The sequence below is a fragment of the Ramlibacter sp. genome, assembly GCF_036383835.1.
Taxonomy (GTDB): domain Bacteria; phylum Pseudomonadota; class Gammaproteobacteria; order Burkholderiales; family Burkholderiaceae_C; genus Ramlibacter.
Map to the genome: position 1 here is coordinate 51,714 of NZ_DASVNN010000062.1, position 14,301 is coordinate 66,014.

Sequence of the window (14,301 nt, forward strand, 5' to 3'; positions counted from 1 at the left end):
CTCTTGACTGCTTTCGCTTTTATGATTCGTTCGTGACGGCCAGCACTTCCTCGAGGGAAGTGAGGCCCAGCCGGACCTTGTGCAGGCCGGACTCGCGCAGGCTGCGCACGCCTTCCTTGCGCGCCTGCACGGCGATTTCCAGCGCGCTGCCGTCGGCGAGGATGATGCGCTGCATGTCCTCGCTGATCGGCATGACCTGGTAGATGCCCACCCGGCCCTTGTAGCCGTTGTTGCAGGCCGAGCAGCCCACCGGGTGGTAGGGCGTCCAGCTGCCGTCGACGTCCTCCTCCTTGAAGCCCGCGTCGAGCAGGTTCTCGTAGGGGATGTCCTGCGGCTTCTTGCACTGCCCGCACAGCCGGCGCGCCAGGCGCTGCGCGGTGATCAGGATCACGGACGACGCGATGTTGAAGGGCGCGATGCCCATGTTGCGCATCCGGGTGAGGGTGGTCGGCGCGTCGTTCGTGTGCAGCGTGGACAGCACCATGTGGCCGGTCTGGGCGGCCTTGATGGCGATGTCGGCGGTTTCCAGGTCGCGGATTTCGCCCACCATGATGATGTCCGGGTCCTGGCGCAGGAAGGACTTCAGTGCCACGGCGAAGGTCAGGCCCGCCTTGTCGTTCACGTTCACCTGGTTCACCCCGGGGAGGTTGATTTCCGCCGGGTCTTCCGCGGTGGCGATGTTCACGCCCGGCTTGTTCAGCAGGTTCAGGCAGGTGTACAGCGACACCGTCTTGCCCGAACCGGTCGGACCGGTCACCAGGATCATCCCGTAGGGCCGGACGATCGCGTCCATGAGGCGCGCCTTCTCCTCCGGCTCGTAGCCCAGGGCGTCGATGCCCAGCTTGGCGGAGCTCGGATCCAGGATACGGATCACGATCTTTTCGCCGAACAGCGTGGGCAGCGTCGAGACGCGGAAGTCGATCACGCGGTCGGCGCTGACCTTCAGCTTCATCCGGCCGTCCTGCGGCACCCGCTTCTCGGAGATGTCCATGCGGGAGATCACCTTGATGCGGGAAGCCAGCTTTTCCTTGATCGCCACCGGCGGCGACGCGATCTCGCGCAGCTCGCCGTCGATGCGGAAGCGCACGCGGTAGGTGTGCTCGTAGGGCTCGAAGTGCAGGTCCGAGGCGCGCGCGCCGATCGCGTCCAGCAGCATCTTGTGCAGGAACTTGACGACCGGCGCGTCCTCGACGTCGGAGGTCGCGCCCTTGTCCTCCTCCTCGGGGTTCGAGGAGTCGATGTTCGACTCGTCGAACTCGAAGTCGTCGCCGATGATGCTGTCCATGGCCTCGGTCGCCGTGGTGGCGAGGCCGTCGACCATCTTGGACAGCTTGTCGTATTCCGCGATCACCCAGTCCACGCCCATCTGGGTCGAGAACTTGATCTTCTCCGCCGCCTGCTGGTCCGACGGGTCGGCGGTGGCGCAGATCAGGCGGTTGTTGCGCTTGGACAGGACGACCACGCGGTAGTCCTGGCAGATCTTGCCGTCCAGGAGGCCCTTGGGCAGGCGCTGGATGTCGATGGCATCCATGTCCAGCACCGGGGCCCCGAAGGACTGGGACATGGTGTGCGCGAGGTCGGCGGCGGAGACCGAACCCGAACCGGTCAGTTCGGCGATGAAGCTGGTGCGCTTCTGCTTCGCCTTGCGGTAGATCTCTTCCGCCGCCTTCTGTCCCAGCTTGCCGGCCGAGACCAGCGCCCGGCCGAGGCCCGGGAGGGCGACGGCGGAGAGTTCTGCGGGATCGACTGCGGCCATGGTGTGTATTTTTAGGGGTGAGCGGATACTCCGCCCCCAACGAGCGGTGTCGGCTCCGATCATCCCGAAAAGCCGAGTTGGTGTAAACGAAACGGCCCAACGCAGGTCGCCGGCGTTGGCAGGAAGTCACGTTCGGACGCAGGAAGGCTGCATCGCGCAATGACTTGTTACTTCCCGAGGGGAAAACGGACCAGCTTGCGGGCTGGTGACCAGTTCGTGAAAACTGGTCGGGGTGAGAGGATTCGAACCTCCGGCCTCTACGTCCCGAACGTAGCGCTCTACCAGGCTAAGCTACACCCCGATTCGCGGCGACTCGTCGCGTGGCTGAGGAACCTCAGTAACGACGCTGCAGCAGTGAAGCCGCCAATTGTAGCAAAGCCTGAGCGTGCTCATTCGCCGGTAGCTGTTTCGCAGCTGACATCGCACGCCGGGCTTCCGATGCCGCGGCTTCCTGCGCCACTTCCAGCGCGCCGGTTTCGCGCACGATCGCGAGGATGTGATCGAGTTCTTCCAGCGCGCCGGACTCGATGGCGCGGCGGATCACGGCGTGCTGCTGCTCGCTGCCGCGGCGCATGGCGGCGATGAGGGGCAGCGTGACCTTGCCCTCGCGCAGGTCGTCCCCCAGGTTCTTCCCGAGCTCGCCGGCATCGCCCGTGTAATCGAGCACGTCGTCGATCACCTGGAAGGCCGTGCCCAGCGCCTGGCCGTAATCGGCGCAGGCCCGTTCGACCTGGGGATCGGCCTTCGACAGCACCGCGCCGAGGCGCGCGCTGGCTTCGAACAGCTTCGCCGTCTTGGAGCGGATCACCTGCAGGTAGGCCGTTTCGTCGAGGCCGGGGTCGTGCATGTTCATCAACTGCATGACCTCGCCCTCGGCGATGACGTTGGTGGCCTCGGCCAGGATCTCCATCACGCGCATGTCGTGCGCGTCGAGCATCATCTGGAAGGCGCGCGAATAGAGGAAGTCGCCCACCAGCACGCTGGCCGGATTGCCGAAGTTCTCGTTGGCGGTGGCGCGGCCGCGGCGCAGCGTGGACTCGTCGACCACGTCGTCGTGCAGCAGGGTCGCGGTGTGGATGAATTCCACCACCGCGGCCAGGTTGAATTGCTGGTCGCCGCGGTAGCCGAGCGCGCCGCAGACCAGGAGCAGCAGCGCGGGGCGCAGGCGCTTGCCGCCGGACTGGATGATGTAGCGCGACACCTCGCCTACCAGGGGCACGCCCGAATCGAGGCGGCGGGCGATCACGGCATCGACCTGCCGCATGTCGTCCGCGATCAGGGACAGCACGGCGGCGGCGCTGGGAGAGGAATCGGTCAAGGCGGGAACCTGCAGAGTTGCAGGATTATAGGAAGCACCCCGCAACGCTACGGGGAAGCAGGCGCCCCGCCTTGTGAGCAACCACCAACTATGCTATAGTCGCGGGCTTTTCCGGAAATCCGTCCGGGGAAGAAGGAAGGGGCCCATGAGGGTCCCGATTCGTTGAAAGGTCAACCATGTACGCGGTCATAAAAACCGGTGGCAAGCAGTATCGCGTTGCTTCCGGCGACAAGATCAAAGTAGAACAGATTGCTGCGGACATCGGCCAGGAAATCACGATCGACCAGGTACTCGCTCTCGGCAACGGCAGCGACCTGAAGATCGGCGCCCCCCTGGTATCCGGTGCCACGGTCAAGGTGAAGGTCGTCTCGCACGGCAAGCACGACAAGGTCCGCATCTTCAAGATGCGCCGCCGCAAGCACTACCAGAAGCACCAGGGCCACCGCCAGGCCTATACCGAGATCGAGATCGGTTCGATCGCGGGCTAAGGAGAACGGGAAATGGCACAGAAAAAAGGCGGCGGCTCTACGCGAAACGGGCGCGACTCCCAGCCGAAGATGCTGGGCGTCAAGGCCTTCGGCGGCGAACTCATCAGCGCCGGCTCCATCATCGTGCGCCAGCGCGGCACCAAGTTCCACCCCGGCAACAACGTCGGCGTGGGCAAGGACCACACGCTGTTCGCCCTGGTGGACGGCCACGTGAGCTTCCAGGTCAAGGGCGCGCTGAACAAGCACACGGTCAACGTGATCCCGGCGGCCTGAGGTAACCTGGGCCCGCTGACAAGAAGAGCCCCGCTTGTCGGGGCTCTTTTCATTTTGAGGTTCGCATGAAATTCGTTGACGAGGCATTCATCGACATCGCCGCCGGCGACGGCGGGAACGGCTGCGTCTCGTTCCGCCACGAGAAGTACAAGGAATTCGGCGGCCCCAACGGCGGCGACGGCGGCCGCGGCGGGCACGTGTGGGCGGTGGCGGACGTGAACCTCAACACGCTCGTGGACTTCCGCTTCTCGCGCCGGCACGAAGCCGGGCGCGGCGAACACGGCATGGGCTCCGACATGTTCGGCGCCATGGGCAACGACATCACGCTGAAGATGCCGGTGGGCACCATCGTCACCGACGCCGAGACCGGCGAGGTGCTGTACGAGCTGCTCGTGCCCGGCGAGAAGATCATGATCGCCAAGGGCGGCGACGGCGGCTTCGGCAACATGCGCTTCAAGAGCTCGATCAACCGCGCGCCGCGGCAGAAGACGCCCGGCTGGCCCGGAGAGAAGAAGAACCTGAAGCTGGAGCTGAAGGTGCTGGCCGACGTCGGCCTGCTCGGGATGCCGAACGCCGGCAAGTCCACGCTGATCGCGGCGGTGTCGAACGCGCGCCCGAAGATCGCCGACTACCCCTTCACCACGCTGCATCCCAACCTCGGCGTGGTGCGTGTCGGCCCCGAACAGAGTTTCGTGGTCGCCGACGTGCCGGGCCTGATCGAAGGTGCCGCCGAAGGCGCGGGCCTCGGCCACCAGTTCCTGCGCCACCTGCAGCGCACGCGCCTGCTGCTGCACGTCGTCGACCTCGCGCCCTTCGACGACAACGTCGATCCCGTGGCGCAGGCCAAGGCGATCGTCGCGGAGCTGAAGAAATACGACGCCGCCCTGCACGAGAAGCCGCGCTGGCTGGTGCTGAACAAGCTGGACATGGTGCCGGCGGAGGAACGCGCGGCGCGCGTGAAGGACTTCGTCAAGCGCTTCAAGCACAAGGGCCCGGTGTTCGAGATCAGCGCGCTCACGCGCGAAGGTTGCGAGCACCTGGTCAAGGCGATCTGGCAGCACATCCACTCCCTGCAGATCGCGGAGCAGCCGCCGGCGGAAGTCGATCCGCGCTTCGCGGGCGGCGAAAATATCGCTCCATGAGCGATCAGCACGAATCGGCGACGCTGCGCGAAGCGAGGCGAATCGTCGTCAAGGTGGGATCCAGCCTGGTCACCAACGAGGGCCGCGGGCTGGACGAAGCCGCCATCGGCGAGTGGAGCCGGCAGCTCGCCGCGCTGGCCGGCGAGGGCCGCGAGGTGATCATGGTGTCCAGCGGCGCGATCGCCGAGGGCATGAAGCGCCTGGGCTGGACCGCGCGCCCGCACGAACTCAACGAGCTGCAGGCCGCCGCCGCGGTGGGCCAGATGGGCCTGGCGCAGATGTACGAGACCAAGCTGCGCGAGCAGGGCCTGCGTTCGGCGCAGGTGCTGCTCACGCACGCCGACCTCGCGGACCGCGAGCGCTACCTGAATGCCCGATCGACCCTGCTGACGCTGCTGCAGCTGCAGGTCGTTCCCGTGATCAACGAGAACGACACGGTGGTGAACGACGAGATCAAGTTCGGCGACAACGACACGCTCGGCGCGCTGGTGGCCAACCTCGTGGAAGCCGACCTGCTGGTGATCCTCACCGACCAGAAGGGCCTGTACAGCGCCGACCCGCGCAAGGACCCGCAGGCGAAGTTCATCCAGGAAGCGCGCGCCGGCGATCCCTCGCTGGAGCAGATGGCCGGCGGCGCCGGCAGCAGCATCGGCAAGGGCGGCATGATCACCAAGGTGCTCGCCGCGTCGCGCGCGGCGCGCTCCGGCGCGTCGACGGTCATCGCCTGGGGCCGCGAACCCGATTGCCTGCTGCGCCTGGCGCGCGGCGAGATCATCGGCACGCTGCTGGTGGCGCCGACGCAGAAAAGCCAGGCGCGCAAGCGCTGGATGGCCGACCACCTGCAGCTGCGCGGCTCGGTGACGGTGGACGAAGGCGCGGCGGCCAAGCTGCGCACCGAGGGCAAGAGCCTGCTGCCGATCGGCATGACGGCGGTGGAGGGCGATTTCGCCCGCGGCGACGTGATCGCGGTGCGCGACCCCTTGGGCCAGGAAATCGCGCGCGGCCTGGCGAACTACGCTTCGGCCGAGGCGCGCCTGCTATGCCGCAAGCCGTCCGCGGAGATCGAGCGGCTGCTCGGGTACATGGCCGAACCCGAGATGATCCACAGGACCAACCTGGTCGTCACGCGCTGATTCCGAAGAATCCGCCTTCGCGGATTCTTCCGGATTCCTCAGCGGATCCGCGCGCGGTCGAACTTCTCGTCCGGCGGCCGCCGCAGGTCCCGGGCGATCTGTGCGGGCGGGCCGTTCGGCGCGGGGCCGAAGCACGCGCCATTGCGCGCCACGTACAGCGAGTAGCGATAGTTGGCGGTGCTTTGCAGCACCTGCCACGGGCTGTCCTTCGCGGGCACCCAGCCGCTGTCCGGGTTGTGCCGCGCGTACACCTTCACCTCGCCGCTGCCGCAGCGCAGGCCTTCGTAGATGGCGTTGGTGGTGCCCGTGCTGCTGGTGGCGACCACCACGTAGCGCACGATCGAATCGCTGCCGACGCTGATGGACGCGGGGTCCACGCCGAAACGCAGGCTGCTGCCCGTGATCTCGAGCGGGATCAGCCCGGTGGTGCGCAGCGGCGGCGGCGGCGGGGCCTCGAGTTCCTTCCAGTCGGGATGGTCGAAGGCGAGCTGGGCCGAGGCGGCCAGCGAGGCGCCGGCGAGCGCCAGCGCCAGGAAACTACGTTGCATGCTTTCCCTTGGAGGCGAGGGGCAGGGGCCGCGCCTGTGGATTCGGTTCGAAAGTCGCGCCCGGCGGCAGTTCCATGGCGGGGCCGGGCAGCATGGAGCCGTGGGAGTCGTGCGGGTGGTCGGCATCGCGCGTGCGCATGCCGCTGCGCAGGTAGCGATTGCGGTGGTCGCTGCGCGGAAGGAAGCGGGCGAGTTCGCGCAACGCCATCTCGTACACGCCACGCTTGAATTCCACCACCACGTCGAGCGGCACCCAGTAATCGTTCCAGCGCCAGGCGTCGAACTCCGGGTGGTTGGTGGCGCGCAGGTTCAGGTTGTGGTCCTGTCCCACCAGCTGCAACAGGAACCAGATCTGCTTCTGGCCCTTGTAGTGGCCGCGCGCGTCGCGGCGGATGTAGCGCTCCGGCACTTCGTAGCGCAGCCAGTCGCGCGTGCGGGCGACGACGCGCACGTGCTCCGGCATCAACCCGATTTCCTCGTGCAGTTCCCGGAACATCGCCTGTTCGGGACTTTCGCCGCGGTCGATGCCGCCTTGCGGGAACTGCCAGCTGTGCGTCCGGATGCGTTTGCCCCAGAACACCTGGTTTTTCTGGTTGAGCAGGATAATGCCGACGTTGGGCCTGAAGCCGTCCCGGTCCAGCATAATCACCCCAAATCTTTGAACTGAGTTCATTATGCACGGCGCCTCTGCGCGCTGGAAGGGCTCAGCTACTCCCACCGTCCCGTCCAATTTGATGAGAGCCTCCCAGTTCCTGATTTCCACGCTCAAGGAAGCCCCCGCCGACGCCGAAGTGGCCAGCCACAAGCTGATGATGCGCGCCGGCATGATCAAGAAGCTGGGCGCCGGCATCTACACGTACATGCCCATGGGCCTGCGCGTGATCCGCAAGGTGGAAGCCATCGTGCGCGAGGAGATGAACCGCGCCGGCGCCGTCGAATGCGCCATGCCGGTGGTGCAGCCGGCCGAACTCTGGCAGGAGACCGGCCGCTTCGACAAGATGGGCCCCGAGCTGCTTCGCATCCAGGATCGCCACGAACGTGACTTCGTGGTGCAGCCCACCTCGGAAGAAGTCGTCACCGACATCGCGCGCCAGGAGCTTCGCAGCTACAAGCAGCTGCCCAAGAACCTGTACCAGGTGCAGACGAAGTTCCGCGACGAGCGCCGTCCGCGGTTCGGCCTGATGCGCGGGCGCGAATTCATCATGAAGGACGCCTACAGCTTCGACCGCGACCAGGCCGGCGCGCAGAAAAGCTACCAGGCGATGGCGCAGGCCTACCGCCGCATCTTCGATCGCTTCGGCCTGCGTTACCGCGCGGTGGCCGCGGACAGCGGCGCCATCGGCGGCGACCTGTCGGAAGAATTCCAGGTGATCGCCGCCACCGGCGAGGACGCCATCGTGTACTCCCCGGACAGCGATTACGCGGCCAACATGGAAAAGGCCGAGGCGCTCGCGCCTCGTGGCCCGCGTCCCGCGGCCGCGCAGGCGATGACCAGGGTGCCGACCCCCGGCAAGGCCACCTGCCAACAGGTCGCCGAACTGCTGAAGGTGCCCCTCGAGACCACGGTGAAGTCGCTGGTCCTCGCGACCGACCGCATGGACGCGCAGGGCGCGCCGGTGGAAGCGACGATCTGGCTGCTGCTGGTGCGCGGCGACCACGCCATGAACGAGATCAAGGTCGGCAAGGTGCCGGGACTCGACGCGGGCTTCCGCTTCGCCACGCTGCCCGAGATCGAAGCCGCCTTCGGCACAAGGCCCGGCTACCTGGGCCCGATCGGCCTGAAGCAGAAGGTGAAGATCGTCGCCGACCGCGAAGTGGCCGTGATGGCCGACTGGATCTGCGGCGCCAACGAGGAAGACTTCCACATCACCGGCGTGAACTGGGGGCGCGACCTGCCCGAACCCGACGCCGTGGCCGATCTCCGCAACGTCGTCGAGGGCGACCTGTCGCCCGACGGCAAGGGCAAGCTCGCGATCGAGCGCGGCATCGAGGTGGGCCACATCTTCTATCTGGGCACGAAATACTCCAGGCCGATGGAGGCGACCTTCCTCGACGAGGACGGCAAGCCCAAGCAGTTCGAGATGGGCTGCTACGGCATCGGCATCACGCGCCTGCCGGCCGCGGCGATCGAGCAGAACCACGACGAGCGCGGGATCATCTGGCCGGATGCGATCGCGCCGTTCACGGTGGTGGTCTGCCCGATCGGCATGGATCGCAGCGCGGAGGTGAAGGCCGCCGCGGAGAAGCTGCACGACGATCTCGCGGCCGCCGGCATCGACGTGCTGCTGGACGACCGCGGCGAGCGTCCCGGCGCGATGTTCGCCGACTGGGAGCTCATCGGCGTGCCGCATCGCGTGGTGATCTCCGACCGCGGCCTCAAGGAAGGCCAGGTCGAATACCAGCATCGCCGCGACGCCGGCGCCACCAAGGTGGCCGCCGCCGATGTCGCTGCCTTCGTCAAGGGACGGCTGCAGGCGTGATCACGCGCAGGGCCTGCCTGCGACCGGCGCTGGCCGGCGCCGGCCTGTGGTGGTGGGGCGCCTGGGCGCCGGCGCAGGCGGGCGCGCAGATCGAGGAGCCGCTGGCCGATTCCGTGCGGACGGCGCTCACCTCGGCGATCGCCAACAGCGCGCCGCCGGTGCCCGAATTCGAGGAGATCGGGGCGCGGCTGGCATACCTGCGCTGGCTGGGCGACATGAGCCGCCGGCTGGAGCGCCGCAAGGCGGACTGGACCGAGCGCAAGGAATTCCTGCAGACCGTCTGGTACGAGAGCCGGCGCGCCGGCCTCGACACCGGCCTGGTGCTCGGCCTCGTCCAGGTCGAGAGCGCCTTCCGCAAGTTCGCGGTGAGCCCGGTGGGCGCGCGCGGCTACATGCAGGTGATGCCCTTCTGGACGCGCCTGATCGGCCACGGCGATCCGTCCAGCCTGTTCCACATGCAGACCAACCTGCGCTTCGGCTGCGTGATCCTGCGGCACTACCTGGATCGCGAAAGCGGAGACCTGTACATGGCCCTGGGCCGCTACAACGGCAGCCGCGGCCGGCCGCAATATCCCACCGCGGTGGTCGCCGCGGCGAAGAAGTGGGAGTGGAAGGATCCCCAGCCCACGGAGATCCCGCCGGCGGTGCCGCGGGGCGCTTCGTAGGTCGGGGTGAGCCCGCAGGCGAACCCCGACGCCCGACGGCGGGGTTCGCGCTTCGCGGCTCACCGCCGCCCTACTGGAGAAATCCCAGCTTCGTCTTTCCGCCGTTGCCCTTCGGCAGGTCTTCCGGCTGGATCGTTTCCCGATGCGCGAGCCGTGCATTGCCGAAGCCCGTCATGAGCGCGCGGCGCATTTCGCGCGGCGCGAGCTCCGCCAGGCCATCCAGCACGTCGTCCGCCGGCTCCTCGTCGAAACGCCGGCCCCAGCCGTGCTCGCCGCGGATCGCCTGGTACAGGTTGCGCGCGATCGCGCGGGCCTGCTCCAGCGTCGGCGCGTCGATCTCGAACACGTTCATGCGGTTCATGATCGGCTCGGGGATGCAGCGCTCGTCGTTGGCCGTCATGATCCAGATCACCTGGCTCGCGTCGATCGCGATCTCGGCGAATTCGTCCATGAAGGTTCCGGCCGTGTCGTGTTCCAGCAGGCTGTAGAGGGAACCGAGCGGGTCGTACTGCGCGTCGGCGCTCGCCTTGTCGATCTCGTCGACCACCAGCACCGGGTTGGCGTACTGGCCGTCGACCAGCGCCTCGAACACCTTGCCGGGCTTGGCGCCCTTCCACTGCGAGGACGCGCCGGACAGCAGCCAGCCCGCCGTCATCGAGCTCATGGGAACCAGCTGCATGCCGGTGCCGAGCAGCTCGGCGAGCTGCCGCGCGAAATGGGTCTTGCCGATGCCGGGCGGTCCCAGCAGCAGCATCGGCGTGATCTCGATGCCGTCGCCGGAGTCCTGCGACAGCGCGACGTGGCGCTTCACGTCGTCGAGCGCGTCGGCGAAGTTGGGCAGCTGTTCGTAGAGGGCGGCCATCTCGGGGATGCCGCTGGGCTTGACCTGGAAGCGCTCGGGGCCGCGTTCCAGCATGCGCTCGTAGGTGGCGCGCAGGCTTTCGTGGTCGCGGGCCGGCAGCTTGGCGAGCTTGCGCTCGACGTCGTGCGGCCGGAAGACGCTGCGCAGGTTGGCGATCGGCAGCTTCAGGCCGGGGTTGTGCGGGACAAGGCTTCGCGATTGCATGGCGGCCACTCCTTCAACGACTGTGCTTTCATTCCAGCATAGGCCGTTGAGCCGGGCAACCCGCGGACGCGCCTTCGCACGAGCTTGTCAGCTTATGTCGACAGCAGGCGCGGGAAGGACGGCTGCTGCTGGCAGCCGCCGGAGGCGAGTGCTACGACTGCCCGGGGGTGCCGAGCACCTGCTGCAGTTCGCCGCTCTGGTACATCTCCATCATGATGTCCGAGCCGCCGATGAATTCGCCGCGCACGTAGAGCTGCGGGATCGTCGGCCAGTTGCTGTATTCCTTGATGCCCTGGCGGATCCCGTCGTCTTCCAGCACGTTCACGGTGGCGAGCTGCTTCGGGTCGACCCCGCAAGCCTTCAGGATCTGCACCGCGCGGCCGGAGAAGCCGCACATGGGAAAGGACGCGCTGCCCTTCATGAACAGCAGGATGTCGTTCTTCTTGACGAGGTCGTCGATGCGTTGCTGGGCGTCGCTCATTGGAAATCTCTCCTGGGCAGGGTCTGCCGCAAACCTTGTGGCGGATTATCCCAGTTCAAGCCGCCGCCCGCCCGAGCAGCGTTCGATGCCGGCCAGGTCGCGCCGGCTCGCCACGTCCACGAATCCGGCCGCCTGCAGCAGGCCGCGCACCGCTTCCGCCTGGTCCCAGCCGTGCTCCAGCAGCAGCCAGCCGCCGGGCAGCAGGTGGTCCCGCGCGCCGGCCACGATGGCGCGCAGGTCGGCCAGGCCGTCCGGTCCCGAGATCAGGGCTCCGAGCGGCTCATGCGCGAGATCGGGCAGGTGCTCGTCGTCGGCGCGGATGTAAGGCGGGTTGCTGACGACCAGGTCGTAGCGGCCGGCGCCGTCCAGCCAGGAGGCCTGGCGGAACCGCACCGGCAGTCCCAGCCGCTGCGCGTTGGCGGAGGCGACCGCGAGCGCGTCGGCGCTACGGTCGACGGCTTCGACCACCGCATCCGGACGCGCGTGCTGGATTGCCAGCGCGATCGCGCCGCTGCCGGTGCCGAGGTCGATCAGGCGCGGCGCCTTCCTGTCCTGCAGAACCTGCAAGGACCACTCCACGATCGTCTCGGTGTCCGGCCGCGGCACCAGCACGCGCGCATCGACCTGCAGCGGCAGGCCGAAGAATTCCTTCTCGCCGGTGAGATAGGCGACCGGCTCGCCGGCCAGGCGCCGCGCGCACAGCGCCTCGAAACGCGCGCCGTCCCCGCCGGCCAGCGCTTCGTCGTCATGCGCCAGCAGCCAGCCGCGACCGGCGCCCTCGCGCCCGAGCACGTGCAGCAGCAGGACCTGCGCGTCGATGCGCGCGACGTCCCGTGCCGCGGCCTGCGCGAGCGCCTCCTTCAGCGTCACGCCCGCACCGCGCCCATGCCGACCTCCAGCTCCTCGAGCTGTTCGGCCTTGCGCGCCAGCAGCAGGGCGGCGACCACTTCGTCGAGCTCGCCTTCCAGGATCGCGCCCAGCTTGTACAGCGTGAGGTTGATGCGGTGGTCGGTGAGGCGTCCCTGCGGGAAGTTGTAGGTGCGGATGCGGTCGCTGCGGTCGCCGCTGCCGATCAGGCCCTTGCGCGTCGCCGCTTCCCTGGCCGCGCGCTCGGAACGCTCCTTCTCCTGGATGCGCGCGGAGAGCACCTGCATCGCCTTGGCCTTGTTGCGGTGCTGCGAGCGGTCGTCCTGGCACTCGGCCACGATGCCGGTCGGGATGTGCGTGATGCGGACGGCGGAGTCCGTCTTGTTCACGTGCTGGCCGCCGGCGCCCGAGGCGCGGTAGGTGTCGATGCGCAGGTCGGCCGGGTTGATCTGCACCGCCGCCGCTTCGTCCGGCTCGGGCAGCGCGGCGACCGTGCAGGCGCTGGTGTGGATGCGGCCCTGGTTTTCGGTGGCGGGCACGCGCTGCACGCGATGGCCGCCCGATTCGAATTTCAGCTTGCCATAGGTGCCGTCGCCGACGAGGCGGATCACGACTTCCTTGTAGCCGCCGACTTCGCCTTCGCTCTCGCTCACGATCTCCAGGCGCCAGCCCTGGCGTTCCGCATAACGCGTGTACATGCGCAGCAGGTCGCCCGCGAACAGCGCCGACTCGTCGCCGCCGGTGCCGGCGCGGATCTCGAGGAAGCAGTTGCGCACGTCGTCGGGATCCTTGGGCAGCAGCAGGCCCTGCAGCTCGCCTTCCAGCGCGGGCAGCTCGGCGTCGAGCGCGGCGATCTCGTCCCTGGCCATGTCGGCCAGTTCGGGGTCGTCCATCATCTCGCGCGCCTGCGCCAGGTCGCGCTCGCGCTGCAGGAACCGCTGGTAGACGCCGGCGACTTCGGTCACCTCGGCGTGCTCGCGCGTGAGCTCGCGGTAGCGCGCCATGTCGTTCACGACTTCGGGCTGCGAGAGATAGAAGTCCAGTTCCTGCAGGCGGACGGGGAAGCGCTCGAGTTGCTGGCGGAGGAAGGGTTTCACGGGCGTTGGGCGTTGAGGGTTGAGCGTTGAGCGGGGATCACGCTGAACGCCGAACGCTCAACGTGGAACCGGAGCGCGCCGGACGGCGCGCGCAGCTAACGCTCTTTCCGCAGGAAGAAGTGTTCGACCGCCTGGCTGGCGCGCCGCCGCGCCTCGTCGTCGCCGGCGCGCAGTTCGGCCATGGCGCCGTGCAGCATCTTCTGCGTGAGGCCCTTGGACAGGGCCTCCAGCACGGCGTCGACGTCCTCGCCGCGGGCGAGGAGCTTGCGGGCGCGCGCGAGTTCGGCATTGCGCCACTCGTCGGCCTGCCGGTTCAATTGCTGGATCAGCGGCACCACGTGGCGCTGGTCCATCCAGTGCACGAAGCTCTGCACGCCGGCGTCGATGATCGCCTCGGCCTGCGCCACGGCGGCCTGGCGGCTCGCGTGGCCGGTCTGCACCACGTGCGCGAGGTCGTCCACCGTGTACAGGTAGACGTCTTCCAGCGCCTTCACTTCCGGCTCGATGTCGCGCGGCACCGCCAGGTCCACCATGAACATCGGGCGGTGCTTGCGTGCCTTCAGCGCCCGCTCGACGGCGCCGAGCCCGATGATGGGCAGCTGGCTCGCGGTGGAGCTCACCACGACGTCGAATTCATGCAGGCGCGAGGGCAGGTCGGCCAGGCGCATCACCTCGCCGCCGAAGCGGCTGGCGAGCTTCTCGCCGCGTTCCAGCGTGCGGTTGGCGATCGCCATCGACTTCGGGTTCTTCGCCGCGAAGTGCGTGGCCGCCAGCTCGATCATCTCGCCGGCGCCGACGAACAGCACGCGCACCTTCGACAGGTCCTCGAACAGCTGGCCGGCCAGGCGCACCGCCGCGGCCGACATGCTGATGGAGTGCGAACCGATCTCGGTGGAGGTGCGCACCTCCTTGGCCACGGCGAAGGAACGCTGGAACAGCTGGTTCAGCGTCGTGCCCAGGGCGCCGGCCTGTTCCGCCACGCGCACG

15 protein-coding genes and 1 tRNA gene are annotated in these 14,301 nt (G+C 68.0%); 6 read left to right on the forward strand and 10 right to left on the reverse strand.

Going from position 1 to position 14,301, the window contains the following annotated elements; all coding sequences use genetic code 11:
* Nucleotides 1-19 precede the first annotated feature (19 nt).
* From pilB to VF522_RS10200, 3 genes are all read right to left on the reverse strand, one after another.
* Nucleotides 20-1,756: a type IV-A pilus assembly ATPase PilB gene (pilB, locus tag VF522_RS10190; RefSeq protein WP_330908145.1), complete on the reverse strand. Its 1,737-nt coding sequence runs from the start codon at nucleotides 1,754-1,756 to the stop codon at nucleotides 20-22.
* A gap of 224 nt (nucleotides 1,757-1,980) precedes the next feature.
* A tRNA-Pro gene (locus VF522_RS10195) sits at nucleotides 1,981-2,057 on the reverse strand.
* A gap of 33 nt (nucleotides 2,058-2,090) precedes the next feature.
* Nucleotides 2,091-3,074 carry a polyprenyl synthetase family protein gene (locus tag VF522_RS10200; RefSeq protein ID WP_330908146.1) on the reverse strand — a complete coding sequence of 328 codons (984 nt, stop codon included), beginning with the start codon at nucleotides 3,072-3,074 and terminating at the stop codon, nucleotides 2,091-2,093.
* Between the two features lie 176 nt (nucleotides 3,075-3,250).
* On the opposite strand from VF522_RS10200, the gene rplU reads away from it, so the two are divergent.
* The 4 genes from rplU to proB all read left to right on the forward strand — a co-directional run bounded on the left by rplU (nucleotide 3,251) and on the right by proB (nucleotide 6,110).
* On the forward strand, nucleotides 3,251-3,562 hold the full coding sequence (gene rplU / locus VF522_RS10205; protein ID WP_330908147.1) for a 50S ribosomal protein L21: 312 nt from the start codon (nucleotides 3,251-3,253) through the stop codon (nucleotides 3,560-3,562).
* A 12-nt stretch (nucleotides 3,563-3,574) separates the two neighbouring features.
* Nucleotides 3,575-3,835: a 50S ribosomal protein L27 gene (gene rpmA / locus VF522_RS10210; RefSeq protein WP_330908148.1), complete on the forward strand. Its 261-nt coding sequence runs from the start codon at nucleotides 3,575-3,577 to the stop codon at nucleotides 3,833-3,835.
* 65 nt (nucleotides 3,836-3,900) lie between these two features.
* Nucleotides 3,901-4,977, forward strand: coding sequence for an Obg family GTPase CgtA (cgtA, locus tag VF522_RS10215; RefSeq protein ID WP_330908149.1), 1,077 nt, complete (start codon nucleotides 3,901-3,903; stop codon nucleotides 4,975-4,977).
* Nucleotides 4,974-6,110, forward strand: a complete 1,137-nt coding sequence (gene proB / locus VF522_RS10220; protein ID WP_330908150.1) for a glutamate 5-kinase — start codon at nucleotides 4,974-4,976, stop codon at nucleotides 6,108-6,110. The genes cgtA and proB overlap by 4 nt, the downstream gene beginning before the upstream one ends.
* Before the next feature lie 38 nt (nucleotides 6,111-6,148).
* Here proB and VF522_RS10225 read toward each other — a convergent pair whose 3' ends face one another.
* Both VF522_RS10225 and VF522_RS10230 read right to left on the reverse strand, forming a co-directional pair.
* Nucleotides 6,149-6,658: a CNP1-like family protein gene (locus VF522_RS10225; RefSeq protein WP_330908151.1), complete on the reverse strand. Its 510-nt coding sequence runs from the start codon at nucleotides 6,656-6,658 to the stop codon at nucleotides 6,149-6,151.
* Nucleotides 6,648-7,301 (reverse strand): RNA pyrophosphohydrolase, encoded by a 654-nt coding sequence (locus VF522_RS10230; protein ID WP_330908152.1) that lies wholly within the window; start codon nucleotides 7,299-7,301, stop codon nucleotides 6,648-6,650. The genes VF522_RS10225 and VF522_RS10230 overlap by 11 nt, the downstream gene beginning before the upstream one ends.
* 91 nt (nucleotides 7,302-7,392) lie before the next feature.
* Here VF522_RS10230 and VF522_RS10235 point away from each other — a divergent pair, with 91 nt between their 5' ends.
* Both VF522_RS10235 and VF522_RS10240 read left to right on the forward strand, forming a co-directional pair.
* A complete protein-coding gene (locus tag VF522_RS10235) occupies nucleotides 7,393-9,138 on the forward strand; it encodes a proline--tRNA ligase (RefSeq protein ID WP_330908153.1) in 1,746 nt (581 codons plus the stop codon).
* Nucleotides 9,135-9,803, forward strand: a complete 669-nt coding sequence (locus tag VF522_RS10240) for a lytic transglycosylase domain-containing protein (protein WP_414709491.1) — start codon at nucleotides 9,135-9,137, stop codon at nucleotides 9,801-9,803. Before VF522_RS10235 ends, VF522_RS10240 begins: the two co-directional genes overlap by 4 nt.
* 70 nt (nucleotides 9,804-9,873) lie before the next feature.
* Here the strand turns inward: VF522_RS10240 and VF522_RS10245 are convergent, their stop codons facing one another.
* From VF522_RS10245 to hemA, 5 genes are all read right to left on the reverse strand, one after another.
* Nucleotides 9,874-10,869 (reverse strand): AAA family ATPase, encoded by a 996-nt coding sequence (locus VF522_RS10245; RefSeq protein ID WP_330908154.1) that lies wholly within the window; start codon nucleotides 10,867-10,869, stop codon nucleotides 9,874-9,876.
* A gap of 151 nt (nucleotides 10,870-11,020) precedes the next feature.
* The gene (gene grxD, locus VF522_RS10250; protein WP_330908155.1) at nucleotides 11,021-11,350 is read right to left on the reverse strand and encodes a Grx4 family monothiol glutaredoxin; all 330 of its coding nucleotides are present in this window, start codon (nucleotides 11,348-11,350) and stop codon (nucleotides 11,021-11,023) included.
* 45 nt (nucleotides 11,351-11,395) lie between these two features.
* On the reverse strand, nucleotides 11,396-12,220 hold the full coding sequence (prmC, locus tag VF522_RS10255) for a peptide chain release factor N(5)-glutamine methyltransferase (protein WP_330908156.1): 825 nt from the start codon (nucleotides 12,218-12,220) through the stop codon (nucleotides 11,396-11,398).
* Nucleotides 12,217-13,314, reverse strand: a complete 1,098-nt coding sequence (gene prfA / locus VF522_RS10260) for a peptide chain release factor 1 (RefSeq protein ID WP_330908157.1) — start codon at nucleotides 13,312-13,314, stop codon at nucleotides 12,217-12,219. Before prfA ends, prmC begins: the two co-directional genes overlap by 4 nt.
* Before the next feature lie 95 nt (nucleotides 13,315-13,409).
* Nucleotides 13,410-14,301 (reverse strand): glutamyl-tRNA reductase (gene hemA, locus VF522_RS10265; protein ID WP_330908158.1); only part of this gene is annotated, 892 nt, incomplete at its 5' end.

Bases quoted from the DNA above. Each gene is read 5' to 3' on its own strand.
- VF522_RS10230 (WP_330908152.1), bottom strand. From the start codon at position 7,301: ATGCTGGACCGGGACGGCTTCAGGCCCAACGTCGGCATTATCCTGCTC.
- proB (WP_330908150.1), top strand. From the start codon at position 4,974: ATGAGCGATCAGCACGAATCGGCGACGCTGCGCGAAGCGAGGCGAATC.
- grxD (WP_330908155.1), bottom strand. From the start codon at position 11,350: ATGAGCGACGCCCAGCAACGCATCGACGACCTCGTCAAGAAGAACGAC.
- VF522_RS10235 (WP_330908153.1), top strand. From the start codon at position 7,393: ATGAGAGCCTCCCAGTTCCTGATTTCCACGCTCAAGGAAGCCCCCGCC.
- VF522_RS10245 (WP_330908154.1), bottom strand. From the start codon at position 10,869: ATGCAATCGCGAAGCCTTGTCCCGCACAACCCCGGCCTGAAGCTGCCG.
- cgtA (WP_330908149.1), top strand. From the start codon at position 3,901: ATGAAATTCGTTGACGAGGCATTCATCGACATCGCCGCCGGCGACGGC.
- rplU (WP_330908147.1), top strand. From the start codon at position 3,251: ATGTACGCGGTCATAAAAACCGGTGGCAAGCAGTATCGCGTTGCTTCC.
- rpmA (WP_330908148.1), top strand. From the start codon at position 3,575: ATGGCACAGAAAAAAGGCGGCGGCTCTACGCGAAACGGGCGCGACTCC.
- VF522_RS10225 (WP_330908151.1), bottom strand. From the start codon at position 6,658: ATGCAACGTAGTTTCCTGGCGCTGGCGCTCGCCGGCGCCTCGCTGGCC.
- pilB (WP_330908145.1), bottom strand. From the start codon at position 1,756: ATGGCCGCAGTCGATCCCGCAGAACTCTCCGCCGTCGCCCTCCCGGGC.